Genomic DNA, 21,750 nt, shown 5'->3' with positions numbered 1-21,750 from the left:
AGGGCCTGAGCAATGGCAGACACGATGCAATTCGATCTGGTGTCGCCTGAGCGGCGCCTTGCCTCCGGTCAGGTCGCCTCGGTGCAGATCCCTGGTGCGGATGGTGATATGACGGCCATGCCCGAGCATGCGCCCACCATCACCACCCTGCGCCCCGGTCTGCTGACCGTGGACGGCCCCGATGGCCAGTCGCAATACGTGGTCACCGGCGGCTTCGCCGAGATCACCGCGTCGGGCGTGTCGGTGCTGGCTGAGCGCGCCCTTGCGCGCGAGGACATGACCCAGGAAACCATGGACGAGATCATGGAAGAGGCGAAAAACACCTACACCAAGGTGAAAGAAGCCTTCGACAACCAGCCCGGCCCGGTGGACGACGCCGCCAAGCTGCTGTCGGACATGGTCGCCATGGGCGAGGAAATCGGCCTCAGCGCCAAACAGCCGAACCTCTGATCGGAACCCAGCAAAATTCAAAAGGCCCCGCAGATCTGCGGGGCCTTTTTCGTTTGGGAGAGGGGGTTAGTGGCCAACAAAGCGTGGGAAAGATCGACGCATCGAAGGGCTGTTTTGAGGCCATAGTAATGGATGCTGCGCTACGTATGAATGTGCGTTAAGGCAAGAGAGGCAAAAACTTCAACAACCAGATAGGCTTTGAACGGGGTTTGTGGAAAGCGTGCGGTAACTTAAGAGTCTCCTTCCCTACGCCTCCAAGGCCTCTGGATCACTGACGAAATACCCGAACCTACTCCCCCAGCGATTTGCGCCGCAGCGTTACCGACAGGTGCAATAGTCCTAGACATAGAAAAACGCATCTCCTCAGAAAATACCTTTTCAACGCGTTCGATAGCCATTTCCTCACGCTCGTCTATGCGGCCATCGGCTTCCATTACTTCACGAAGGAACGACTTGATGTCTGCAAGCATCACGTTGGCCTTACAGTCGGGATTCTCACGAGCAAAGGCCCCAAGTGTAGCCGCAGCTGTCTTGATGTCGTAATCGTCGAGTCTCTGGCTGACAAATTCTATCCCACTGTCAACGAATTGGCTTGAGTATCCCCAACGCCGAACAAAATAATACCTGATCGTGTCGAGTTCACTCTCATGGACATGCCCATCGACGGCTGCAACCTTCATGGCCAGCGGCGCCATTAAGTCGAACAGCCCCAAGCCCAACACATCCATTGGGGTATTGATGAAGTCGGGTATTACAGTCGCCTTGCCGCTGTCATCTTTCAGGTAACGGGTGATCCCAAGCCAAGCGCCGCCAGATAGCACGCTGGCTGCGATGACCCAACCAATCGGGGTAGCTGCCGTTCCTATACCAATCGCTGCGAGCAGACTTGGTGCGGCGAAGAATTTTTGCGCAACAAACGCCGAGCTAGCCACCTGCGCACCGGTGGCGGCCACACCAGCCACATCCCAAGCCTCAAATGCCGATTTCTTGATCCGCGTGGATGTGTAAGCGTCCTCTCCGATGCCGAGCTTGGCTTTGAACCTGAGTTCATCGTCAACAACGTCTTCGACGCCCTCAAACCACGTACTATTCATATTAAGCTCTTGGTTTTAAAGGATCAAACGATGCGACCGAGGATCTTATCCGACGTTCGAGCGCCTTGTTACCCAAATCCTGAATAGCACCTGCCGCGAAGCCAAAGGCAGTGGCAAGTGCCGCGACAAACGGCCCGAAAACTAATCCAATGACAGGCACAGACGTCACTAGGAAGCCAAATACTGCTCCAAATATCATGCCGGTGCTGGCCATGGGGAACTCGGCAAGAGTATTGGTGACAATGTCCAAAACCTTCCGACCAATCTTGAGAACCATTGATCCCACCCGGATCGTGGTCTTCGCTATTGTGAAAAGAACAGATTTTGCATCAGCCGAAATCGTCAGCGCGTCTATCCGTTTTTTCAAAGACTCCTCGGATAAGTCAAAGGATAGAAGGTCGCGAATTTCGTCTTCAGATTCAGCAGCGCATTCCATTTGTATGGTCTTGCCAGTTTCTGGGTCTACTGCTTCGACAATCATAATTTTTCTTCTTCTTGTGCTATAGAGAAGCATTTACAATAAACGCTGCAAACACAACCCCAAGGACTGCTTTCCCTAAGATTTCCAGTACCGACAAAGACATCGTTTACGGAACAATTAGTCAAACCAGACCCTGGCGTAGCCGCAGCGAAGGGACGCATTGTCCGCTGGCCCGACACATAGCACCTACACTCTGCCGCCAGATCCCCGCCCTCCGATTCACACCCCCCGTCAGGCTTTCGCATTGCACGCCCCGGTTCGGAGCGCCATATTCAGCGCGCAGGAGGACGGCCCCGAGATGAAGAAACTACGCGCATCCATCGTCGGCATCGACAGCGGTGACGAGGTGCTTTTCGAGGATTTCGAGGACGGCGGTGAGATGTGGACCGGGCGCGGTCAGCGCGAGCGCCGCCGCCGGATCAAATTCTCCGAAAGCTACCTCTTTCCCCCTACCGTGCATCTGACGATCTCACTGTGGGACATGGACGCAGGCGCGATCCTGCGCGCCGATGTCACAGCCGAATCCGTCACGGAAAAGAGTTTCGACATGGTATTCCGCACCTGGGGCGACACCCGCATCGCGCGCACCCGCATTGCCTGGATGTCCGTGGGCGAGCTTGAGGATCCTGACGCCTGGGACGTAGGTTAGAGGCGGCCCGCGTCCGGCGGCGTTTCCTGCACCACACACCGCCACCCGCGCCAAATCCTGGGACAGGATTTGTGCCCAAACTTTCGCACGAAAGTTTGCCCGCTCAATCGCCGGTGTACATCCCGTCGTAGATCGGGCCAAGCGTATCTGCCTCGAAGAGCGAGGACACCGAATGACCGTTCCAGATGTTCAGGATCGCCTGGGCAAAGATCGGGGCGGTGGGGACGATGCGGATGTTCTCGGCGGTCTTGATCGCGTCGGTGGGCGCGATGCTGTCGGTGATGACGAGGCTTTTCATCACCGAATTGGTCACCCGCTCCACCGCCGGGCCGCTCATCACACCGTGGCTGATGTAGGCGTGCACCTCCTTGGCGCCGTTTTCCAGCAGCACCTCGGCGGCCTTGCACAGCGTGCCCGCCGTGTCACAGATGTCATCCACGATGATACAGGTCTTGCCCGTCACATCCCCGATCACCGTCATCTCGGCGACTTCGCCGGCTTTCTCGCGGCGCTTGTCCACGATCGACAGGGGCGCACCGATCCGTTTGGCCAGCTCGCGCGCGCGCGCCACACCGCCCACATCCGGGGACACGATCATCAGCTCGTCGATCCGGCCTTTGAATTCATGCTTGATATCCAGCGCGAACACCGGCGAGGCATAAAGATTGTCCACCGGGATGTCGAAAAAGCCCTGGATCTGTGCGGCGTGCAGATCCATCGTCAGGATCCGCTCTATCCCGGTGCCGACCATCATGTTCGCCACCATCTTGGCGGTGATGGGCGTGCGCGCCTTGGTGCGCCGATCCTGCCGGGCGTAGCCGAAATAGGGCAGCACCGCCGTGACCCGCTTGGCCGAGGAGCGGCGCAGCGCGTCCGCCATGATCAAGAGCTCCATCAGGTTGTCGTTGGCGGGATTGCTGGTGGGCTGGATGATGAACATATCCTCCCCGCGCACGTTCTCGAACACCTCGACAAAGATCTCGCCGTCGTTGAACCGCTCCACGCGCGCGTCGACCAGCCCGACATTCACACCGCGGTGCAGCGACATGCGCCGCGCGATGGCCTTGGCAAGCGGCATGTTGGCATTGCCGGAAATCAGCTTTGGTTCGGGCGTGGCAGGCATGGGGGAGGGCTCCGTGAGCGGCAGGAATAACAGAATCGTTACGTTGCACCCCGATTAACATGCGCCTACCGTCCCGCAAACCCGCCACACCCCCGAAAGGACACCCCATGCCCACCATCGACTATTATTTCGCAACCCTGTCGCCCTATTGCTACCTCGCGGGCACCCGCCTCGAAGAGGTCGCGGCCAAGCACGGGGCGACGATCAATTACAAACCCTTCGACATCATCGCGGCCTTCGGGCGCACGGGCGGCACCGCCCCCGCCGATCGCCACCCCGCGCGCATCGAATACCGCGCGCAGGAGCTGCCGCGTCAGGCGAAAAAGCTGGGCATGCCGTTCAACCTCAAACCGGCCCATTGGCCCACCAATGGCGCGCCCGCCGCCTACGCCTTCATCGCCGCGCAAGAGGCCGGCGGCGGCGATCTGGGCGCGCTTGCCCACGCCATCACCCGCGCCTGCTGGGCCGAGCAAAAAGACATCGCCGAGGACGCGGTCATCAAGGCCTGCCTTCGGGAGGCAGGCTTCGATCCCGCACTGGCCGACAGCGGCCTGCTGGTGGGTGCCGAAACCTACGCCCGCAACCTCGAAGAGGCGGTCGAGGCTGGCGCCTTTGGCGCGCCGTTCTACGTGGTGGGATCGGAACGGTTCTGGGGTCAGGACCGGATCGAGGACGTGGATCTGCACCTGCAAGGAAAACTGTGACGCTTCATACCCACACCCATCTCTACGAGGGCGCCGCGCGCCGGGCCCTCGCCATCCACTGCACTCTGGGTCACTCCGGCGCGTGGCGCGGGCTGGCGGGGGAGCTGAGCGAGACCGTGAGCCTCTTGGCCTTTGATCTGCCGAGCCACGGCAAATCCGGGGTCTGGGACCGCACGGGCAACGTGCATGACGTGGCCACGAATATGGCGCGCGGGCTGATCGAGGCGCCGATGGATCTGATCGGCCACTCCTTTGGCGCCACCATCGCCCTGCGCATCGCGGTGGAAAGCCCCGAGCTGGTGCGCTCGCTCACGATGATCGAGCCGGTCTATTTCGCTGCCGCCATCGCCGATGACCCGGCGCTGCTCGACGACTACCGGCGCGAGAACGCAGCACTCGACGCGGCCTTTGCAAGCGGAGACGAGCGCGAAGCCGCGCGGGTGTTCAACCGCGACTGGGGCGACGGCACCCCGTGGGACACATTGCCCGAACGGATGCGCGAACACATGACGCGGCTGGTGCATTACGTACCCGCAAGCTCGGCATTCTTGCACCACGACAGCGCGGGACTGCTGCAAGGCGATCGATTTGCGGGTGCAGCGATGCCCGCGCTGCTGATCGAGGGCGATCAATCGCCGCCGATGAGCGCCAAGGTGGCCACCTCGCTGGAGCGGCGGTTGCCGAATGTGACGCGGGTGGTGATCGAGGGTGCGGGGCATATGGTGCCCGTCACGCATCCGTCAGCCGTGGCAGGGCCGGTGCGGGCGTTGCTGGGCCGCAGCTGACAGCGTGGGTGCGGCGGGCGTCGGGTTTCAGGTATTTTTGAAAGGGTGCAGGGGAGGGGTGGCGCCCCATCCCGCACGGTGCCTCTAGAAGTGGCTGAGGAATTGGTCGATCCCGGCGTCCGTCATCGACCAGTCGCAGACGAGGCGCGCGGGGAGGGGGCCTTCTGCCGGGCCGGTCTGCACATCGCCCATCGCGTAGTATCTGGCGCCCGCCGCGTGCAGCCGTTGGTGTGTGGCGCGCGGAAAGCTGGCAAAGATCATGTTTGCGTCTGGTTTGTGCAGCAGCGTGGCGCCTTTGTGGCGCAGCCCACCCGCAAGGCGCGCCGCATTTGCGTTTGCGCGGTGGGCCATGTCGAGCCAGAGATCGTTTTCAAGATAGCCCGCCATTTGCGCCGACAGGTAGCGGTGCTTGGAAAAGAGATGCGCGGCGCGTTTGCGTCTGAGCTCGAACTCCCACGCTTTTTCGGGGTCAAAGAAGACCACCGCCTCGACCCCCATGCAGCCGTTTTTCGTGCCGCCGAAGCTGACCACATCAACGCCGGATTTCCACGTCATCTCCGCTGCGCTGCAGCCGAGGGCCGCCTGCGCATTGGCGAAGCGCGCACCGTCCAGATGAACGGGTAGGGCGCGGGATTTGGCCACCGCGGTGAGCGCGCGCAGCTCGTCCAGCGTATGCACCGAGCCGCGTTCGGTGACTTGCGTGATCGACACCGGGCCCGCCTGTGCGGCGTGCACGTTGCCATCCAGACGCGCGTCGAGGGCGGCTTGGAGCGCCTCTGGCGTCATCTTGTTGTCGGTGTCGATGAGGGTGAGCTTTGCCCCGCCGGAATAGAACTCCGGCGCGTTGCACTCGTCCTGTTCGATATGGCTGACGGCCGCGCAAAAGACGGTCTGCCAGGGCTGCGTATAGCAGGCGAGCGCCAGCGCATTGGCCGCCGTGCCGGTGGCCACCAGATAGACCGCCGCCTCCGGCGCCTCGAACACCGCGCGCAGGCGGTCGCGGACCTCGTCCATAACCGCATCCTTGCCGTAGGGCATGGCGTGGCCCTCGTTGGCGCGGCTGAGGCGTTCCATGATCTGCGGATGCACCGGGCCCGCGTTGTCCGAGGCGAAAAACATCTATGTGGGCTCCTCGATGATGTGGTCTTCCCAGTCCTCGAAGGCGGTTTCCCACTCGCTGACCGTCCGCCCCCGCATCGACACACCGGCGGCGGCGACCGAGGCGGGATCGCCGGTCAGCAGCGGGTGCCAGTCGGGCAGCGCCTCCCCTTTCCATAGCCGTCGATAGGCGCAGGTTTCGGGCATCCAATAGGCGTGATCGTCGATATTTTCCGGCGTCATCTTGATGCAATCGGGCACGAATTGGTGGCGGATCTCGTATTGCGCGCAGCGGCAGGTGGCATCGTCGAGCAGGCGGCAGGCGACATTGGTGAGCGCCACCGCCCCCGTCTCCTCATCCTCCAGCTTGTTCAGGCAGCATTTGCCGCAGCCGTCGCACAGCGCCTCCCACTCCCGCGCGTTCAGTTTCTTGAGCGGTTTGCGCTCCCAGAACCGGGCGCTGAGCCCCGCGCGATCAATCGGATCGTCGCTCATAGCGCGCTCAGGATCGCACGCGCCCGCGCGCTGTCGGCGTCCATCTGGGTGATGAGCGCGTCGAGGCTGTCGAATTTCTCCTCCCCGCGCAGATGCTCGACCAGACCGACCGACAGCGGCGTACCGTACAGATCCCCTTTGAAATCAAAGACAAAGGTTTCGAGGTTCGGCTTGTTCTCGCCAAACATCGGGCGCACGCCCATCGAGGCGACGCCGTGATAGCTGCCCTGATGCGGCCCCCCCAGCACGTCAACCAGCACCGCGTAGACGCCGAAGGCCGGGGGGTGCAGCCCGTCGATGCTCATGTTGGCGGTGGGATAGCCCAGCTCGCGGCCGCGTTGCTCTCCGCCGATCACGGGGCCCTCGATCCGGTGCCAATGGCCCAGCATGGCCGCCGCGTCGCGCGGGCGCGCCTCGCTCAGCGCGCGGCGGATCGCGGTCGATGACACCGTCGCCTCGGAGCGTTCCAGCAGCGGGGCGATGGTCACGCCAAATCCCAGCTGCGCGCCGAATTCCACCAGATCGGCGGCGGTGCCCAGCCGCCCCTTGCCGAAACAGAAATCCGCCCCCACGACCACGTGGCGCAGGCCCAGCCCCTCATGCAGCACGGCCTGCGCAAAATCGAACGGCACCAATGAGGCCAGCGCGCCGTTGAACGGCAGCTGGTACAGCCGCTCGACCCCCACCTTGGCCAGACGCGACGCGCGCGCGCTCGCGCTCATCAGGCGGAACGGCGGGGCGTCGGGAGCGAAATAGCTGCGCGGATGCGGCTCGAACGTGACCACGCCCAGCGGCGCGTCGGGCGCGGCCTCCTGCGCGAGGGCGATCACCGACCGGTGGCCCAGATGCACACCGTCGAAATTGCCGATCGCGGCCGTGGCGCCGCGATCCTCGTCGTTCACAAATTGATAGTCGCTGATGATCCGCATGGCGCCCTAGGTAGACGCAGGCGCATCGCCGTGCAAGATCAGTCGAACTTGCGCGAGGGTGCCAGAACCGTGGCCTCGCCCACCAGCACCTTTTTGCCCTCGACCGAGCAATGGCAGTCCATCTTGACGATGCGCTTGGCCGCGTCGATGTCCGTCACCTTCACCTCGGCATAGACGACATCGCCGGGGCGCACCGGGCGCAGGAATTTCAGCGATTGGCCAAGGTACACGGTGCCGTGGCCCGGCAACTGCTCCCCGATCACGGCAGAGATCAGGCCCGCCGTCAGCATTCCGTGCGCGATGCGCCCCTGAAAGATCGTGTCGCGGGCATAGTCGTCATCCAGATGCACCGGATTGCGGTCGGTCGAGACGGTCGCGAACATCTCGATATCGGCATCCGTCACTTCCTTGCGGATATAGCGGAACATGCCGATTTCGATGTCTTCGATGACGATGGTGCCACGGGGAAGATTATCCAACATTTGCGACCTCTCGGTAATAAAATGACGAACCGCAGTCGCGGTTTGTAACTTAATTACTTCGCGCGCGCAGAAAAGCAAGCGCTAATTGCGCTACCGCAGGTGTCCGATGGTATAGGTCGGTGCGGAATTCTCGGCCTTGAGATAGGTGGCGAGCGCCTCCGGGTCGGGCTGATCGACCGTGCGCGTCTCTGCCGCCGCCAGCCCGCCCGAGATGAACAGCGTGTCGATGCCCTCGTCGATCCCGCCTTTGACGTCCGTCAGGATACCGTCGCCGATGGCGAGGATGCGGTCATCGGTAATCTCATTGCCCAGCGCGTGCAGGCGACGCCGCGCCAGATCGTAGATCGGCGCGTGGGGTTTGCCGAAATACAGGCTTTCACCGCCCATCTCCGTATACATCTTGGCCACCGCACCCGCGCACCATTCGCGGATATCGCCCCGGTCCACCACGATGTCAGGATTGGCGCACAGCAGCTTGAGGTTGCGCGCCAGCGCGCGCTCCAGATCCGAGCGCCACGTCTCGGGGTCGGCGCCTGCGTCAAACGGGCCTGTGCACACGATGCCGGAGGCCTCGTCGAGCGGCACGCGGGTGATCTCAACCGGGTTGTCGAGGATCGACAGTGGATCGAAAAACCGGCTGTCCGTCACGGGGCCATAATGCCAGACCCGCGTGCCCACCACGCCGCGATACATCGCCGCCCGCGCCGAATCGCCCGAGGTGGCGATATCGTCGTAGGCGTCCTTGGGCACGCCAAAATGCACCAGCTGCTTTTCCACGCCCTTGCGCGGGCGCGGCGAGTTGGTGACGAGGATCACGATGCCGCCCGCGCGCCGGTAGGCCTGCAACGCCGCCACCGCCGAGGGGATCGCCGTGACCCCGTTGTGCACGCAGCCCCACAGATCGACAAAGAGCGCGGCGTAGGGGGCGGAAATCTCGGCGAGGGCGGGAATGATGCGGCTCATGGCGGGCGCTCCTGTTGGGGTGTACGGGCGGCTTAGGCGATTGTCGGGCGATATGCAAAACGGTGCACGTGCGGTGCACAGTGTGTGTACGCGCGGTGTACCTGTGTTTTGACGCAAAAAGCCCCTCACGGGCGGAGGGGCTTTTTCATCCATCGGGCGCAGGCCGTCAGACCTTGAGGTTGGGAATGATCTGCTTTTTACGGCTCATGATGCCGGGCAGAACGACCTGATCGCCGCTCACCGACGCGCCAAAGGACTTCTCCGCCACGGTCTTGGTCAGATCGTTGGGGATCAGCATCGTGGCCTCTTCGTTCAGGATATCGACGACGAACAAAAGCACCTGATCGGCGCCGTCTTCCTCGGCCACGCCGGGCATCGCGGCCATCAACTGCGCCTTGCGCGCCAGCACCTGCTCGGGGGAGGTCGTCTCAAGCACGGAGACGCGGAATTGCTTGCCGTCGACCGCGTATTCCTTGCTGTCCATGCGCAGCAGCTCTGCCTCGGAAAAGGCGGAAACATCTGATTTTGCGGCAAACATTTGCGCGGCATAGGTCGGGATGTCGATGCCCAGATCCTCTGCCAGCGACCAGGCAATCGCCTTGTCTTCCTGCGTGGTGGTGGGGGAGCGGAACTCAAGCGTGTCCGACAGGATGCAGGTCAGCATCGCGCCTTTCACTTCCGTGGGCATCTGCGCCATGTCCTTGCCGATCATCTTCCACATGATGGTGGCGGTGCAGGCCACGGGCTCGATCCGGATCTCGATGGGGCCCGCGGTTTCCAGCCCGCCGACCAGCTTGTGGTGGTCGATGATGCCGGTGATGTTGGCGGCATTGATGTCGTCGGGCAACTCCGCGGGGTTGTTGGTGTCCACGATCACCACGTCCTGGCCCGCGCTGACCCCCTCGATGATCTGCGGCTTGTCGAGCTTCCAGTGATCCAGCATGAAAGCCGCTTCGGTATTGGGCTCGCCCAGCAGCGCGGGGGCGGCGTCGATCCCCTTGATTTGATTGAGATACCATGCCCAGATGATCGGGCTGCCGGTGCTGTCGGTGTCGGGGGATTTGTGGCCGAATACGAGCGTGCTCATGGTGCGGGTCCTTTGCGCTGATCTGATTTGCGCGCGTTATATCAGGAAAGCACCCGGTGTCACGGGGCGCGCGGAGCAAATCCTGCCTGCAGGATTTGGGCCCAAACTTTCGCACGAAAGTTTGTGGCGACCGTCGTGCTAGAGGCCAAGCGCCGCGCGCGTCTTCCGGGTCAGTTTCGCCGCGACCATATCGTAGGACGCGCGGATGTGATCGCGCAGGCTGTCGTCGCTCAATCCCGGTTCGGCGTAGTGCTGGATCCATTTCAGCCCGCGCGACGCCATGTAGGGGGCAGGCCGCAGGCCGGGGCTGTCGGACAGGATCTCGAACGCCATGTCGGAGGCTTTGAACGTCACGCTGGCCTCACCCCCGCCATGCCCACAACGGCAAAAAGCTTGCCGCCCACCTTGTAGACATCCGCACCGCCCCACTGCACCACATGGGTCGCGTGGGGCAGGCTGGCGCAAAACTGGCAAAGCTCGTCGCGGGTCATGCCGCCACGCTAGAGGGATTCCCGGCCTGTGGAAATGGTGTTAGCCTCGCGCCCATGAGCACGCCGCGCGAGACCGACCTTTACCCGCCGATCAAGGCCTACCTCGAAGATCAGGGATATACCGTGAAATCCGAGGTGGGCGCGGCGGATGTGGTGGCTGTGCGCGGCGGCGAGGGGCCGCTGGTGGTGGAACTGAAGCTCGGGTTCTCGCTGGCCCTGTTTCACCAGTGCATTGACCGGCTCAAGGTATCCGAGGACGTCTATATGGCCGTCGCACGCGGCCCCGGCAAACGCTTTGCCAAGGCGCTGAAATCCAATGTGGCGATGGCCCGGCGGCTGGGTCTGGGGCTGATTACCGTGCGGCTCAGCGACGGGTTGGTCGAGGTGCACTGCGATCCCGGCCCTTACGCCCCACGCAAACAACCGCGCAAGCGTGCGCAGCTTTTGCGGGAGTTCGCGCGCCGTCAGGGCGATCCGAACGACGGTGGCCAGACGCGCGCGGGGCTTGTCACCGCCTACCGGCAGGACGCGTTGAAGCTGGCCGTCTATCTCTACGAAGTCGGCGCCAGCAAGGGCGCCGATGCCAAGCGCGAGACCGGGGTCGCGCGCGCCACGACGATGATGCGCGACAATCACTACGGCTGGTTCGAAAAGGTCGATAAGGGCGTCTACGGGCTTACCCCGCGGGCGCAGAGGCCGTCGCCACCGCGTCGCGGGTGCTGGGCGCCTAGAGGGGCAACCGTTCGAGGGTATAGCCCTCTTGCACCAGCAGGTTCAGCAGACCGCGCTCTCCGATCAGATGCAGGGCGCCAACGGCGATCACGATGCGCGTGGCATCGGCCTGGGCGATCGGCGCCATCCACGCGACATTGCGCTGGTCGAGTATCCGCGTCATCGTTTCATCGAAAAGGGCGTCGTAGTCTGACGGCGGCAGATCGACGTGGCGCCGCCCGACCACACGCGAGGTCGCGAGCGCCTCGGCCAGCGCGCCGTCAAGATATTGCGCAACGAGCGTGACATGGGCGTCGTTTGCCGCATCCACGGGGATGCCGCCCAGACGCAGCATATCGAGCTGTTCGTCCATCGGATCCTCGTTGAAAAGTCTGAAGACGGTGTCGTAGGGTTCAAGCGCGCGCACGGGGGTGCCGGCGGCCACGGCCGCATCCTCCAATGCGGCGTCCAGCCCCTCCGCGCCGGTCTGCATGGATTGCAGCACACAGGGCGCCATCGACAGGATGAGACTGAGATACCAGGGCTGGAATTTGGCCGCCATGAACGCAGGAATGCCCCGCGCGTTTGCGGCGCTGGCGATGTCGCGCCATTCGCGATCGCTCATCCGGTCCAGCAGGGTCGGCCCGCTGAGAAAAACCAGCGTCGGATCGTTCGCTATCGCGCTTTCCAGCTGCGCCTGGGCCTGCGCGTCGGCCTCGACCAGCAGCAGATCGGCCTCGCCCACCACGGGGGCGAGCCGCGCGGCGATTGCGTCAAGCCGGGCGTCGGCGATGTGCAGGGTGCCGATCAGATGCAGGGTTTGATCGCCGCGCGTGGCGCGCCAGATATTACCTGTGGGGTAGGGCGTTGCCGCCACCGTGGCCGCAACCTCGGCCCGCTCCGCGTCTGACAGCCCTGCGCGCAGGTCGGTGCCGGTGCAGGCAGCACTCACCACACCGGGCATGAGCGCCACCAGAATTCCGAAAATCCACCGCATATCGCACCTCTTGTAAAACCTGATCCACCCTAGCGCAGTTCAACCCCCGGAATGGGGCAAATTTTTGCGCTCGGCTTGTTGACTCATTGTCGCGCCCTGCCTAGCTATGCGCCGTTAGCACTCGACACCCCTGAGTGATAACGGTCGGATCGCCGAGCGCGGCGCCGACCTCTGGGAGAGAAACTTTGAGCGTTAAGGAGCTACAAAGATGGCATTGAAACCGCTTCACGACCGCGTGCTGGTAAAGCGCACTGAAAGCGAAGAGAAAACCGCAGGCGGGCTGATTATCCCCGACACTGCAAAAGAGAAACCCTCCGAAGGCGAAGTGGTCGCCGTTGGCGACGGCGCGCGCAAGGACAGCGGCGAGCTGATCGCACCGGCCGTCAAGGCAGGCGACAAGATCCTGTTCGGCAAATGGTCGGGCACCGAGGTCACCGTCGACGGTGTGGAAATGCTGATGATGAAAGAAAGCGACATCATGGGGATCCTCTCCTGAGAGGGGACCGGTGCGCCGTGACGGTGCACCCTGCGGGCAAAAGCCCGACCGTGAAATCGCAGACTTTTTCGCAAATACTGGAGAATTAGAATGGCAAAAGACGTCAAATTCGCAACCGACGCGCGTAACAAGATGCTTAAGGGCGTGAACGTCCTGGCAGACGCCGTCAAAGTCACGCTGGGCCCCAAAGGCCGCAACGTGGTGCTCGACAAATCCTTTGGCGCCCCGCGCATCACCAAGGACGGTGTATCCGTGGCCAAGGAAATCGAACTGGAAGACAAGTTCGAAAACATGGGCGCGCAGATGGTCAAGGAAGTGGCCAGCCGCACCAATGACGAAGCGGGCGACGGCACAACAACCGCCACCGTGCTGGCGCAAGCCATCGTCAAGGAAGGCATGAAATCGGTTGCCGCCGGCATGAACCCGATGGACCTCAAGCGCGGGATCGACCTGGCAACGGCCAAGGTCGTCGAAGCGATCAAAGCCGCCGCACGCCCCGTGAACGACAGCGACGAAGTGGCCCAGGTCGGCACGATCTCTGCCAACGGCGAGCGTGAAATTGGCCAGCAGATCGCGGACGCGATGCAGAAGGTCGGCAACGAGGGTGTCATCACCGTCGAAGAGAACAAGGGTCTGGAAACAGAAACCGTTGTCGTCGAAGGCATGCAGTTCGACCGCGGCTACCTGAGCCCCTATTTCGTGACCAACTCCGACAAGATGACCGTCGAGCTGGAGGATGCGATCATCCTGCTGCACGAGAAGAAACTGTCGTCGCTGCAGCCCATGGTGCCCCTGCTCGAGCAGGTGATCCAGTCGCAGAAACCCCTGCTGATCATCGCAGAGGACGTCGAAGGCGAAGCGCTGGCGACCCTCGTGGTCAACAAGCTGCGCGGCGGTCTGAAGATCGCGGCCGTCAAGGCGCCCGGATTTGGTGATCGTCGCAAGGCGATGCTGCAGGATCTCGCGATCCTCACCGGTGGTCAGGTCATCTCCGACGATCTGGGTATGAAGCTGGAATCCGTGACCATGGACATGCTGGGCTCGGCCAAGAAAGTGTCGATCACCAAGGACGAGACAACCGTTGTCGACGGTGCCGGCGAAAAGGCCGAGATCGAAGCGCGTGTCGCCCAGATCCGCAACCAGATCGAAGAGACCACTTCCGACTACGACCGCGAAAAACTGCAAGAGCGTGTGGCCAAGCTGGCCGGCGGTGTTGCCGTGATCCGCGTCGGTGGCATGACCGAAACCGAAGTGAAAGAGCGCAAGGACCGCGTCGACGACGCGCTGAACGCAACCCGCGCGGCGGTACAGGAAGGCATCATCGTTGGCGGTGGTGTGGCGCTTGTACAGGCGGCCAAATCGCTCGAAGGTCTGACCGGTGAGAACAACGATCAGAACGTCGGCATCAACATCGTGCGCAAGGCGCTCGAAGCGCCGCTGCGTCAGATTGCTGAGAACGCAGGCGTCGACGGCTCCGTCGTGGCGGGCAAGATCCGCGAAAGCGACGATCTGAAGTTCGGCTTCAACGCGCAGACCGAAGAATATGGCGACATGTTCAAATTCGGCGTCATCGACCCGGCCAAAGTGTCGCGCACGGCGCTTCAGGACGCGGCCTCGATCGCGGGTCTGCTGATCACGACCGAAGCCATGGTCGCCGATCTGCCCGCCAAAGAAGGCGGCGGCGGTGGCGGCATGCCGGACATGGGCGGCATGGGAGGGATGATGTAGGTCGACTTCGCTTAGCGAAGTCTGGCCACCCCGGCAGGGTCGTTTCCGCAGGAAACGATCCCGAGAGGGGGAAGCGTCACTTCCGATCCGCACGGATTGCGCAAAGGGGCCCTCGTGGCCCCTTTGTCACGCGGGCAAAGCTGAAACGCGCCACCCCGGCAGGGTCGTTTCCGCAGGAAACGGTCCCGAGAGGGGGAAGCGTCACTTCCGATCTGCACGGATCGTGCAAAGGGGCCCTCGTGGCCCCTTTGTCACGTCAGCAAAGCTGAAACGCGTGACCCCGGCAGGGTCGTTTCCGCAGGAAACGGTCCCGAGAGGGGGAAGCGTCACTTCCGATCCGCAGGGATCGCGCAAAGGGGCCCTCGTGGTCCCTTTGTCACGTTTGACACCCGGTGCTTAACCTTCCCGCAAGTCCCGGCGTGATACGTCCTGCGCAACTGGACATTATTGAGGTGCCCCAATGCAGCAATCCCCCTTGGTCGATGGGCCTGTGGCTGACGCCGCCCCAATCGCGGCGCCGACGCAGGACATCGACGACTTCATCTATCTGATGAGCCATGACGTGCGGGCTTCGGTACGGGCGCTTTTGGAACTGCCGCAGTGGATCGCCGAAGATCTCAGCGATGCGGGGATTTCTGTTACGGGATCGGTGGCGCAATCCATCGATCTGATGAACCGCCACACCGCCCGGCTTGACCGGATGCTGGCCGATCTGCTGGCCTATTCGCGCGTGGGCCGGATGCAGGAGACGCGCGAGGTCGATTTCTCCGCCGCGCTCGACGAGGTGCTCGGCGCGGTCAAACTGCCCGAGGGCTTTCGCCTGATCCGCCATTTCGGCTGCGCGCGGGGCGTCATGGGGGAGCAGGACATCCTGACCCTGTGGAGCGCGCTGATCAGCAACGCGGTCAAGCATCACGACCGCGATACCGGCAAGATCGCGGTGCAGACCATGCAGGAAGGTGAGATGATCCGTTTCACGGTCATGGACGATGGCCCCGGCATCGAAGAGCCCATGCGCGCCCGCGCGCTTGAGGCAATGACAACCCTGCGCCCGCGCGACGAGGTCGAAGGCACGGGTATGGGGCTGGCAAACGTACGCAAAATGGCCAGCCATTACGGTGGGTCGATCACGTTGAGCGCCGCGCGTCCCGACGGGCGCGGCCTGCGGGTGGATCTGTTATTGCCCGCCAACATCGTGCCGGACTGATCCGCCCGGCAAAATCGACACGAATGCAAGCTAATCGACGCGCTCCCCATGGGGGCGCGTTAACGCTTTGACAGGCCCGCCCGCGCTACCCTTCTCCGTGGTGAGTAAAATGTGGGAGATGATGCAATGGCTTTGCCCGTCGCAGTATCCGGTGCCGACTATGGCAGCGGTCCGAAAGTGATCCAGACCCTGTTGCTGGACGACAGCGCGTTCGATCGCGCACGTATCAAACGGTTTTGTCAGCGGACCAACCTGTCGATCAGCCTCGATGAGGCCGGCACCATTGCTGAGCTGCAAGAGGCGGTCAGTGCCAAGGCCTATGATCTGATCCTGATCGACTACCGTCTGCCGCAGGGCGACGGATTGCAGGTGCTGAACTTCATCCAGAACACCGAGCTGAACAAGGATGTGGCCACGATCATGGTCACCGGTGACGGCGACATGGATACGGCCGTCACGGCGATGCGCAACGGCTGCCATGACTTTCTGACCAAGGACACGATGGACGGCGATCAGCTGCGCACGGCCATGACGACCGCGCTGCAGACCGCACAGATCAACCGCGAACAGCTTGCCCAGATGGAGCACCAGCGCGAGGTGATCCGACAGGGACTGACCGCCGCGCTGATGGACGATAAGGTGCGCGGCTCGGTCGTGTCGCTCTTCAAGGATCAGGTGGACGAGGCGCTGGCCGCACAAGAGGCACGCAGCCGGATTTTTGTGCCCGTGCAGGATCACTCGGATCTTGAGGCGCTGCTGGTCTCGCTCAGCGATGACGATGAGTTTATCTTTGATTGACCGCTAGGGCTTGGCGCAGGGCGGGGCGCGGGGTACGGCTGGGGCATGCGCCTGATCCTGATGACCGCCCTGACCATGCTGGCTTTTGCCGCCAACTCCCTTCTGACCCGCGCGGCAATCGACGCGGGCGGGATCACGCCGCAGGCCTTTGCGCTTATCCGCGTGCTGGCGGGGGCCGCAACGCTGGCGGGCCTTGTGGCGCTGCGGGGCGGGGCGCTCCCACTGATGCGGCGCGCGCGTTTGCCGGGTGCGATCAGCCTGACGGTCTACATGATCGGCTTCTCGCTCGCCTACCTCACGCTTGATGCGGGGCTGGGCGCGCTGATCCTCTTTGGTGTGACGCAGATCACCATGTTCGGCTATGGCGCCGTAACGGGGGCCGCACCCACGGTGCGCCAGTTGACCGGCGCGGCCGTGGCCTTTGCCGGTCTGGTGCTGGTTCTATGGCCCGGTGCGCAGGCCACGACCGATCCGCTGGGGGCCGCGCTGATGGTGCTGGCGGGCGTCGGGTGGGGCGCCTACAGCCTTGTGGGGCGCGGCGCGGCGGAGCCTTTGGCCGCGACGGCGGCGAATTTCATCCTGTGCTTTCCGATGCTTCTGCTGCTGTTCGTCGCGTTTGATTTGCGCGCGGATGCAGCGGGCACCTTGCTGGCCGTGGTCTGCGGGGCAGTGACATCGGGCCTTGGCTACGCGCTGTGGTATTCGGTGCTGCCGCGCATGCAGGGGGCGACGGCGGCGGTGGTGCAGCTGAGCGTGCCGGTGCTCGCAATCCTCGCGGGCGCGCTGCTGCTGGGGGAGGCGATCACGCCGGTGATCGCGCTCTCGGCGGCGTTGGTGGTGGGCGGGATCGGCTGGGCGGTGACGGCGAGACGCTAACGTACCAACGGCTCCAGCGGGTCATAGGTGATCGCACCCGTATCTTCCCACGCGACGGCGGCCACGCTGTCGGGTTTGACCCGGATGCCGCCCATTTCCGCGCGGCTGACCCAGCGACGGTCGGTCACGATGGCGTCCACGTCCTGCCAATCGGGATCCAGCGTCGCCGCCCCCGAAAGCGTGCAGCGAAAGTAGACATCCACCTGATGGAACGTGCCGCCGGGGTCGTGGAATTCATTGACCAGACAGGGCGCGCCGACGGTGATCGCCAGCCCGGTTTCCTCGAACACCTCGCGGATCAGAGTGTCGGGCAGGCTTTGGCCACGTTGCACCCCGCCGCCGGGCGCGCACATCAGATCGCTCTTGGCCGCGGGCCAGGCGTTGACCAACAGCAGCCGGTCGCGGTGCAGGATCAGCGCGCGCACGGCGAGGCGGGGAAAGGGGGCGTCATCCATCGGCAGATCCGGTCCTATCGCAGCGTCAGGGCGGCGGGGGGGATTACATCGGCGCGCGTGACGCTCTATATCGCGCTCCATGAGAGTGATTGCGATCATAGGTGCGCTGTTGATGGGCGCAACCGTGGCTGCGGCAGAGGCCGAGCCGCGCTGCGTGGTGCTGCTGCACGGGTTGGCGCGCACCGAATCCTCCTTCGCGTTGATGGAGGTCGCGCTGGAGGCCGAGGGTTGGCGCGTCGTGCGCCCCGGCTACCCCTCGACCGAAGCGCCCATCGAAGAGCTGACCGCCCGCACGCTGCCCGACGCGGTCGCCGCCTGCGGCACGCCAAAGGTCGATTTCGTCACCCACTCGATGGGCGGCATCCTGTTGCGCTATTGGGCGCAGCAGGTCGGTGCAAATCGGATCGGTCGCGTCGTCATGCTCGGCCCCCCCAATCAGGGCAGCGAGATCGTCGATACCCTACGCGACGTGGTCGTGTTTGACTGGATCAACGGGCCTGCCGGCATGCAGATGGGGACCGAGGGCGCCTCCCTGCCGCGCAGCCTGCCGCCCGTGCCGTTCGAGACGGGGGTGATTGCCGGGGCGCAATCGCTCAACCCCTATTTCTCGTCGCTGCTGCCGGGCAAGGATGACGGCAAGGTGGCGGTCTACTCCACCCGTGTGAAAGGCATGCGGGATCACATCGTGCTGCCGGTGACCCATACGTTCATGATGAACAACCCGCGCGTGATCGCGCAATCGGTCGAATTCCTGCGCACCGGCACGTTTGATCGCTCGCTGACGCTGATCGACGCGGTGCTCGAACAGCTGGGCTGCCCCGAGGGGGGCTGCTTGCCGGGGGTCGAGTGATCGCGCTTGATCTGACCGGGGCCGAGGTGCTGGGCCCCGAGGGGCTGCACCGCGATGGGCTGTCGTTTGCCGATGGGGTGATCGTGGATGCGCCCGTGGGCCGGGCGGTGGATCTGCGCGGATACCTCGTGCTGCCGGGCATCGTGGACGTGCACGGCGACGGGTTCGAGCGGCATCTGGCACCCCGTCGCGGCGCGATGAAGCAGATGGCCGAGGGACTGCGCGCCGTTGAGGCAGAGCTGGCCGCCAATGGCATCACCACTGCCGTTCTGGCGCAATTCGTCAGCTGGGAAGGCGGCGTGCGCGCGCCCGCCTTTGCGGCAGAGGTCTTTGGCTGTCTGCGCGATGAGGCGCCGGGCATGATCACCGATCTGCGCGGGCAGATGCGGTTCGAGACCGGGATGCTAAACCTCTACGACGATCTGCCGGGGCAGATTGATGATTGGGGCCTGCGCTACGTGGTGTTCAACGATCATTTGCCGCACGACCGGCTGGCGGACGGGCGCACGCCGCGCAGGCTGACGGCGATGGCGCTGCGCTCGGGGCGCAGCCCGGAAAAGCAGCTGGCGATGATGCAGGAGATGCACGACCGGCGTGGTGAGGTCGGCCCGGCGCTGGACCGGCTGTGCGCGAAGCTCGCCGCGCGCGGTGTCGCCATGGGTAGCCACGACGACCGCACCCGCGACGACCGCGCCACCTGGGCCGCGCGCTGCGTCAATGTGGCCGAATTCCCCGAAACGCTGGAGGCCGCCGAAGCCACCGCGCAGGACGGCGGCACGGTGGTCATGGGCGCGCCAAACGTGGTGCGCGGCGGGTCGCACAACAAGAATGTCTCGGCCATCGATCTGGTGGCGATGGGGTACTGCGACGCGCTGGCGTCTGACTACCACTACCCCAGCCCGCGCCGCGCGGCGCTGATGCTGTGGAAGGCCGGGCTGCGGGATCTGGTGGGCGCGTGGGGGCTGGTTTCTTCGGGTCCGGCACGGGCGCTGGGCTTGGCCGACCGAGGGGAGCTGCGCCCCGGCCTGCGGGCGGATTTTGTTGTGCTGGAGCGTGAGAGCCTGCGCGTCGCGGCAAGCTTTGCCGGGGGGCGGGTGAGCTATATGGCGGGCGATGTGGTGGCGCGGTTTTTGGGCTGAGGCCCCGAGACGCGACCGGCGCGCCCGGTGGGGGCCGCCGTGCTTTAGGTATTTGGAAAAGGGTGCAGAGGGGGGTGGCGCTTAGCCGGTAACGCGGTTTACGTGGCCCATCTTGCGCCCCGGTTTGGTGTCGGCTTTGCCGTAGAGGTGCAGCGCGCATTTGGGGTCTTTGGCGAGGTCGGGGACGCGGTCCATATCGTCGCCGATGAGGTTTTCCATCGTGATATCCGTGTGGCGGCTGCCGTCGCCCAGCGGCCAACCCGCGATGGCGCGGATGTGTTGTTCGAACTGATCCACGGTGCAGCCGTTCTGGGTCCAATGCCCTGAGTTGTGCACGCGCGGGGCGATTTCGTTCACGATAAGCCCCTGCGGCGTGACAAAAAGCTCGACCCCCATGACACCGACGTAGTCCAGCGCGTTGAGGATCCGGGCGGCCAGCAGCACCGCGTCGGTGCGCAGGCGGGCGGGGATGTTCGCGGGCACGGTTGTGGTGTGCAGGATGCCGTCGCGGTGCACGTTCTCGCCCGGATCATAGCAGGCGATGTCGCCTTGCGGATTGCGCGCGGCGATGACGGAGATCTCGGCGGTGAAACTCACGAAGCCTTCGAGCACGGCGGGGGCGCCTGCGAGGCTGTCCAGAGCGGATGCGGCGTCGTCGGGGGAGGTAAGCCGCGCCTGACCTTTGCCGTCGTAGCCGAAGCGGCGGGTTTTCAGGATGGCGGGCGTGCCGATCTGCGCGATGGCGGCCTCAAGCGCGGCGGCATCGGTGACATCGGCGAAGGGCGCGACGGTGAGACCAAGCTCTTGCAGAAAGGTCTTTTCGGTCAGCCGGTCCTGCGAGGTGCCAAGGGCGCGGCGGTTGGGGTGGATCGGCACGATGGCTTCGACCGTGTCGAGTGCGGCGGTGGGGATGTTTTCGAACTCGTAGGTGACCAGATCGACGCTCTGCGCGAAGGCGCGCAGGGCGTCGGTGTCCGTGTAGTCGGCTGTGGTGACGGCGTGGGCCACATCGGCGGCGGGCGGGTTGGCGCCGGGCTCATAGATATGGGTGCGCAGGCCAAGCCGCGCTGCGGCAACGCTGAGCATGCGGCCGAGCTGGCCCCCGCCCAGGATCCCGATGGTGGCGCCGGTGGGCAGGGGATCAGTCATCGCTGGGGACCTCCGGGATCGAGGCTGAGAGCGCATCGCGCCAGGCGTCGAGGCGCCGGGCAAGCGCCGCGTCCTGCAGCGCGAGGATGCCCGCGGCCATCAGCGCGGCATTGGCAGCACCGGCGGCCCCGATCGCCATGGTCGCGACGGGAAAGCCGCGCGGCATCTGCACGATTGAATATAGGCTGTCGACACCCGAGAGCGCCTTGGTCTGGACGGGCACGCCGATCACGGGGATGCGGGTTTTGGACGCCATCATGCCCGGCAGATGGGCCGCGCCGCCGGCGCCGGCGATGATGACCTGCAGGCCCCGTGTGGCCGCTTCCTTGCCGTAGGACCACAGCCGATCCGGTGTGCGGTGGGCGGAGACGATGCGCGCCTCATAGGCGATGCCAAGCTCGTCGAGCAGCGTCGCGGCTTCGCGCATGGTGCTCCAGTCGGATTGCGAACCCATGATGATGCCGACGGGCGGGGTGCTCATGTCTGGAAACCTTTGCGCGAGGGGCGGTTGAG

26 protein-coding genes and 1 pseudogene are annotated in these 21,750 nt (G+C 64.1%); 12 read left to right on the top strand and 15 right to left on the bottom strand.

Annotated features, from left to right (window positions below; translation table 11 throughout):
- Window positions 1–12: 12 nt before the first annotated feature.
- Window positions 13–450 (top strand): F0F1 ATP synthase subunit epsilon, encoded by a 438-nt coding sequence (locus KDD17_RS11255; RefSeq protein ID WP_212703743.1) that lies wholly within the window; start codon window positions 13–15, stop codon window positions 448–450.
- 230 nt (window positions 451–680) lie between these two features.
- Here the strand turns inward: KDD17_RS11255 and KDD17_RS11250 are convergent, their stop codons facing one another.
- The gene (locus KDD17_RS11250; RefSeq protein ID WP_212703742.1) at window positions 681–1,544 is read right to left on the bottom strand and encodes a tellurite resistance TerB family protein; all 864 of its coding nucleotides are present in this window, start codon (window positions 1,542–1,544) and stop codon (window positions 681–683) included.
- 1 nt (window position 1,545) lies between these two features.
- Window positions 1,546–2,025, bottom strand: coding sequence for a hypothetical protein (locus KDD17_RS11245; protein ID WP_212703741.1), 480 nt, complete (start codon window positions 2,023–2,025; stop codon window positions 1,546–1,548).
- 298 nt (window positions 2,026–2,323) lie between these two features.
- Here KDD17_RS11245 and KDD17_RS11240 point away from each other — a divergent pair, with 298 nt between their 5' ends.
- Window positions 2,324–2,674, top strand: a complete 351-nt coding sequence (locus KDD17_RS11240) for an H-type lectin domain-containing protein (protein WP_212703740.1) — start codon at window positions 2,324–2,326, stop codon at window positions 2,672–2,674.
- Window positions 2,675–2,777: 103 nt separating this feature from the next.
- Here KDD17_RS11240 and KDD17_RS11235 read toward each other — a convergent pair whose 3' ends face one another.
- The gene (locus KDD17_RS11235; protein WP_212703739.1) at window positions 2,778–3,797 is read right to left on the bottom strand and encodes a ribose-phosphate pyrophosphokinase; all 1,020 of its coding nucleotides are present in this window, start codon (window positions 3,795–3,797) and stop codon (window positions 2,778–2,780) included.
- Window positions 3,798–3,904: 107 nt separating this feature from the next.
- On the opposite strand from KDD17_RS11235, the gene KDD17_RS11230 reads away from it, so the two are divergent.
- Window positions 3,905–4,501: a 2-hydroxychromene-2-carboxylate isomerase gene (locus KDD17_RS11230; RefSeq protein WP_212703738.1), complete on the top strand. Its 597-nt coding sequence runs from the start codon at window positions 3,905–3,907 to the stop codon at window positions 4,499–4,501.
- The gene (locus tag KDD17_RS11225) at window positions 4,498–5,286 is read left to right on the top strand and encodes an alpha/beta fold hydrolase (RefSeq protein WP_212703737.1); all 789 of its coding nucleotides are present in this window, start codon (window positions 4,498–4,500) and stop codon (window positions 5,284–5,286) included. The genes KDD17_RS11230 and KDD17_RS11225 overlap by 4 nt, the downstream gene beginning before the upstream one ends.
- Before the next feature lie 84 nt (window positions 5,287–5,370).
- On the opposite strand, the gene KDD17_RS11220 is transcribed toward KDD17_RS11225, so the two are convergent.
- From KDD17_RS11220 to KDD17_RS19150, 8 genes are all read right to left on the bottom strand, one after another.
- The gene (locus KDD17_RS11220; RefSeq protein WP_212703736.1) at window positions 5,371–6,405 is read right to left on the bottom strand and encodes a threonine aldolase family protein; all 1,035 of its coding nucleotides are present in this window, start codon (window positions 6,403–6,405) and stop codon (window positions 5,371–5,373) included.
- The gene (locus tag KDD17_RS11215; protein ID WP_212703735.1) at window positions 6,406–6,879 is read right to left on the bottom strand and encodes a YcgN family cysteine cluster protein; all 474 of its coding nucleotides are present in this window, start codon (window positions 6,877–6,879) and stop codon (window positions 6,406–6,408) included. It abuts the gene before it with no gap.
- A complete protein-coding gene (locus KDD17_RS11210) occupies window positions 6,876–7,808 on the bottom strand; it encodes a bifunctional riboflavin kinase/FAD synthetase (protein ID WP_212703734.1) in 933 nt (310 codons plus the stop codon). The genes KDD17_RS11215 and KDD17_RS11210 overlap by 4 nt, the downstream gene beginning before the upstream one ends.
- A 38-nt stretch (window positions 7,809–7,846) precedes the next feature.
- Window positions 7,847–8,290, bottom strand: coding sequence for a MaoC family dehydratase (locus KDD17_RS11205; protein WP_212703733.1), 444 nt, complete (start codon window positions 8,288–8,290; stop codon window positions 7,847–7,849).
- Window positions 8,291–8,380: 90 nt separating this feature from the next.
- The gene (locus tag KDD17_RS11200; protein ID WP_212703732.1) at window positions 8,381–9,253 is read right to left on the bottom strand and encodes a TIGR01459 family HAD-type hydrolase; all 873 of its coding nucleotides are present in this window, start codon (window positions 9,251–9,253) and stop codon (window positions 8,381–8,383) included.
- A gap of 166 nt (window positions 9,254–9,419) precedes the next feature.
- Complete coding sequence (locus tag KDD17_RS11195; RefSeq protein ID WP_212703731.1) at window positions 9,420–10,340, bottom strand: manganese-dependent inorganic pyrophosphatase; 921 nt, start codon at window positions 10,338–10,340, stop codon at window positions 9,420–9,422.
- A gap of 138 nt (window positions 10,341–10,478) precedes the next feature.
- Window positions 10,479–10,694 (bottom strand): MmcQ/YjbR family DNA-binding protein, encoded by a 216-nt coding sequence (locus tag KDD17_RS19155; protein ID WP_348541453.1) that lies wholly within the window; start codon window positions 10,692–10,694, stop codon window positions 10,479–10,481.
- A complete protein-coding gene (locus tag KDD17_RS19150; RefSeq protein ID WP_348541452.1) occupies window positions 10,691–10,831 on the bottom strand; it encodes an MmcQ/YjbR family DNA-binding protein in 141 nt (46 codons plus the stop codon). The genes KDD17_RS19155 and KDD17_RS19150 overlap by 4 nt, the downstream gene beginning before the upstream one ends.
- Window positions 10,832–10,885: 54 nt before the next feature.
- On the opposite strand from KDD17_RS19150, the pseudogene KDD17_RS11185 reads away from it, so the two are divergent.
- Window positions 10,886–11,562, top strand: a pseudogene (locus KDD17_RS11185) (DUF2161 domain-containing phosphodiesterase).
- On the opposite strand, the gene KDD17_RS11180 reads toward KDD17_RS11185, so the two are convergent.
- Complete coding sequence (locus KDD17_RS11180) at window positions 11,559–12,539, bottom strand: TraB/GumN family protein (RefSeq protein WP_212703730.1); 981 nt, start codon at window positions 12,537–12,539, stop codon at window positions 11,559–11,561. The pseudogene KDD17_RS11185 and the gene KDD17_RS11180 overlap by 4 nt on opposite strands.
- Before the next feature lie 208 nt (window positions 12,540–12,747).
- Between KDD17_RS11180 and groES the strand changes: the two genes are divergently transcribed.
- From groES to KDD17_RS11155, 5 genes are all read left to right on the top strand, one after another.
- Entirely contained in the window at window positions 12,748–13,035 is a 288-nt protein-coding gene (gene groES, locus KDD17_RS11175) for a co-chaperone GroES (RefSeq protein WP_212703729.1), read from the top strand.
- 90 nt (window positions 13,036–13,125) lie between these two features.
- Window positions 13,126–14,763, top strand: a complete 1,638-nt coding sequence (gene groL / locus KDD17_RS11170) for a chaperonin GroEL (protein ID WP_212703728.1) — start codon at window positions 13,126–13,128, stop codon at window positions 14,761–14,763.
- 460 nt (window positions 14,764–15,223) lie between these two features.
- Window positions 15,224–15,970, top strand: a complete 747-nt coding sequence (locus KDD17_RS11165) for a sensor histidine kinase (protein WP_212703727.1) — start codon at window positions 15,224–15,226, stop codon at window positions 15,968–15,970.
- Window positions 15,971–16,096: 126 nt separating this feature from the next.
- Complete coding sequence (locus tag KDD17_RS11160; RefSeq protein WP_212703726.1) at window positions 16,097–16,768, top strand: response regulator; 672 nt, start codon at window positions 16,097–16,099, stop codon at window positions 16,766–16,768.
- 45 nt (window positions 16,769–16,813) lie between these two features.
- On the top strand, window positions 16,814–17,644 hold the full coding sequence (locus tag KDD17_RS11155) for a DMT family transporter (RefSeq protein WP_212703725.1): 831 nt from the start codon (window positions 16,814–16,816) through the stop codon (window positions 17,642–17,644).
- Here KDD17_RS11155 and KDD17_RS11150 read toward each other — a convergent pair.
- Entirely contained in the window at window positions 17,641–18,099 is a 459-nt protein-coding gene (locus KDD17_RS11150; RefSeq protein WP_212703724.1) for an NUDIX domain-containing protein, read from the bottom strand. The genes KDD17_RS11155 and KDD17_RS11150 overlap by 4 nt on opposite strands.
- 112 nt (window positions 18,100–18,211) lie before the next feature.
- Between KDD17_RS11150 and KDD17_RS11145 the strand changes: the two genes are divergently transcribed.
- Window positions 18,212–18,949: an alpha/beta fold hydrolase gene (locus tag KDD17_RS11145; RefSeq protein WP_254796964.1), complete on the top strand. Its 738-nt coding sequence runs from the start codon at window positions 18,212–18,214 to the stop codon at window positions 18,947–18,949.
- Entirely contained in the window at window positions 18,946–20,088 is a 1,143-nt protein-coding gene (locus tag KDD17_RS11140) for an alpha-D-ribose 1-methylphosphonate 5-triphosphate diphosphatase (protein WP_212703722.1), read from the top strand. The genes KDD17_RS11145 and KDD17_RS11140 overlap by 4 nt, the downstream gene beginning before the upstream one ends.
- An 81-nt stretch (window positions 20,089–20,169) precedes the next feature.
- Here KDD17_RS11140 and KDD17_RS11135 read toward each other — a convergent pair whose 3' ends face one another.
- Together KDD17_RS11135 and purE are read right to left on the bottom strand one after the other, a co-directional pair.
- The gene (locus tag KDD17_RS11135) at window positions 20,170–21,237 is read right to left on the bottom strand and encodes a 5-(carboxyamino)imidazole ribonucleotide synthase (protein WP_212703721.1); all 1,068 of its coding nucleotides are present in this window, start codon (window positions 21,235–21,237) and stop codon (window positions 20,170–20,172) included.
- On the bottom strand, window positions 21,230–21,718 hold the full coding sequence (gene purE, locus KDD17_RS11130) for a 5-(carboxyamino)imidazole ribonucleotide mutase (RefSeq protein WP_212703720.1): 489 nt from the start codon (window positions 21,716–21,718) through the stop codon (window positions 21,230–21,232). Before purE ends, KDD17_RS11135 begins: the two co-directional genes overlap by 8 nt.
- Between the last annotated feature and the right edge of the window lie 32 nt (window positions 21,719–21,750).

Origin of the sequence: Sulfitobacter albidus (genome assembly GCF_018200035.1) — a bacterium.
Lineage (GTDB): Bacteria > Pseudomonadota > Alphaproteobacteria > Rhodobacterales > Rhodobacteraceae > Sulfitobacter > Sulfitobacter albidus.
Note: the sequence above shows the minus strand (reverse complement) of the source record. Positions and strands in the feature narration are given on the sequence as shown.

Coding starts and splice junctions, on each gene's coding strand:
- KDD17_RS11255 (WP_212703743.1), top strand. CDS start 13: ATGGCAGACACGATGCAATTCGATCTGGTGTCGCCTGAGCGGCGCCTT.
- KDD17_RS11250 (WP_212703742.1), bottom strand. CDS start 1,544: ATGAATAGTACGTGGTTTGAGGGCGTCGAAGACGTTGTTGACGATGAA.
- KDD17_RS11245 (WP_212703741.1), bottom strand. CDS start 2,025: ATGATTGTCGAAGCAGTAGACCCAGAAACTGGCAAGACCATACAAATG.
- KDD17_RS11240 (WP_212703740.1), top strand. CDS start 2,324: ATGAAGAAACTACGCGCATCCATCGTCGGCATCGACAGCGGTGACGAG.
- KDD17_RS11235 (WP_212703739.1), bottom strand. CDS start 3,797: ATGCCTGCCACGCCCGAACCAAAGCTGATTTCCGGCAATGCCAACATG.
- KDD17_RS11230 (WP_212703738.1), top strand. CDS start 3,905: ATGCCCACCATCGACTATTATTTCGCAACCCTGTCGCCCTATTGCTAC.
- KDD17_RS11220 (WP_212703736.1), bottom strand. CDS start 6,405: ATGTTTTTCGCCTCGGACAACGCGGGCCCGGTGCATCCGCAGATCATG.
- KDD17_RS11215 (WP_212703735.1), bottom strand. CDS start 6,879: ATGAGCGACGATCCGATTGATCGCGCGGGGCTCAGCGCCCGGTTCTGG.
- KDD17_RS11210 (WP_212703734.1), bottom strand. CDS start 7,808: ATGCGGATCATCAGCGACTATCAATTTGTGAACGACGAGGATCGCGGC.
- KDD17_RS11205 (WP_212703733.1), bottom strand. CDS start 8,290: ATGTTGGATAATCTTCCCCGTGGCACCATCGTCATCGAAGACATCGAA.
- KDD17_RS11200 (WP_212703732.1), bottom strand. CDS start 9,253: ATGAGCCGCATCATTCCCGCCCTCGCCGAGATTTCCGCCCCCTACGCC.
- KDD17_RS11195 (WP_212703731.1), bottom strand. CDS start 10,340: ATGAGCACGCTCGTATTCGGCCACAAATCCCCCGACACCGACAGCACC.
- KDD17_RS19150 (WP_348541452.1), bottom strand. CDS start 10,831: ATGACCCGCGACGAGCTTTGCCAGTTTTGCGCCAGCCTGCCCCACGCG.
- KDD17_RS11180 (WP_212703730.1), bottom strand. CDS start 12,539: ATGCGGTGGATTTTCGGAATTCTGGTGGCGCTCATGCCCGGTGTGGTG.
- groES (WP_212703729.1), top strand. CDS start 12,748: ATGGCATTGAAACCGCTTCACGACCGCGTGCTGGTAAAGCGCACTGAA.
- groL (WP_212703728.1), top strand. CDS start 13,126: ATGGCAAAAGACGTCAAATTCGCAACCGACGCGCGTAACAAGATGCTT.
- KDD17_RS11165 (WP_212703727.1), top strand. CDS start 15,224: ATGCAGCAATCCCCCTTGGTCGATGGGCCTGTGGCTGACGCCGCCCCA.
- KDD17_RS11160 (WP_212703726.1), top strand. CDS start 16,097: ATGGCTTTGCCCGTCGCAGTATCCGGTGCCGACTATGGCAGCGGTCCG.
- KDD17_RS11155 (WP_212703725.1), top strand. CDS start 16,814: ATGCGCCTGATCCTGATGACCGCCCTGACCATGCTGGCTTTTGCCGCC.
- KDD17_RS11150 (WP_212703724.1), bottom strand. CDS start 18,099: ATGGATGACGCCCCCTTTCCCCGCCTCGCCGTGCGCGCGCTGATCCTG.
- KDD17_RS11145 (WP_254796964.1), top strand. CDS start 18,212: ATGGGCGCAACCGTGGCTGCGGCAGAGGCCGAGCCGCGCTGCGTGGTG.
- KDD17_RS11135 (WP_212703721.1), bottom strand. CDS start 21,237: ATGACTGATCCCCTGCCCACCGGCGCCACCATCGGGATCCTGGGCGGG.
- purE (WP_212703720.1), bottom strand. CDS start 21,718: ATGAGCACCCCGCCCGTCGGCATCATCATGGGTTCGCAATCCGACTGG.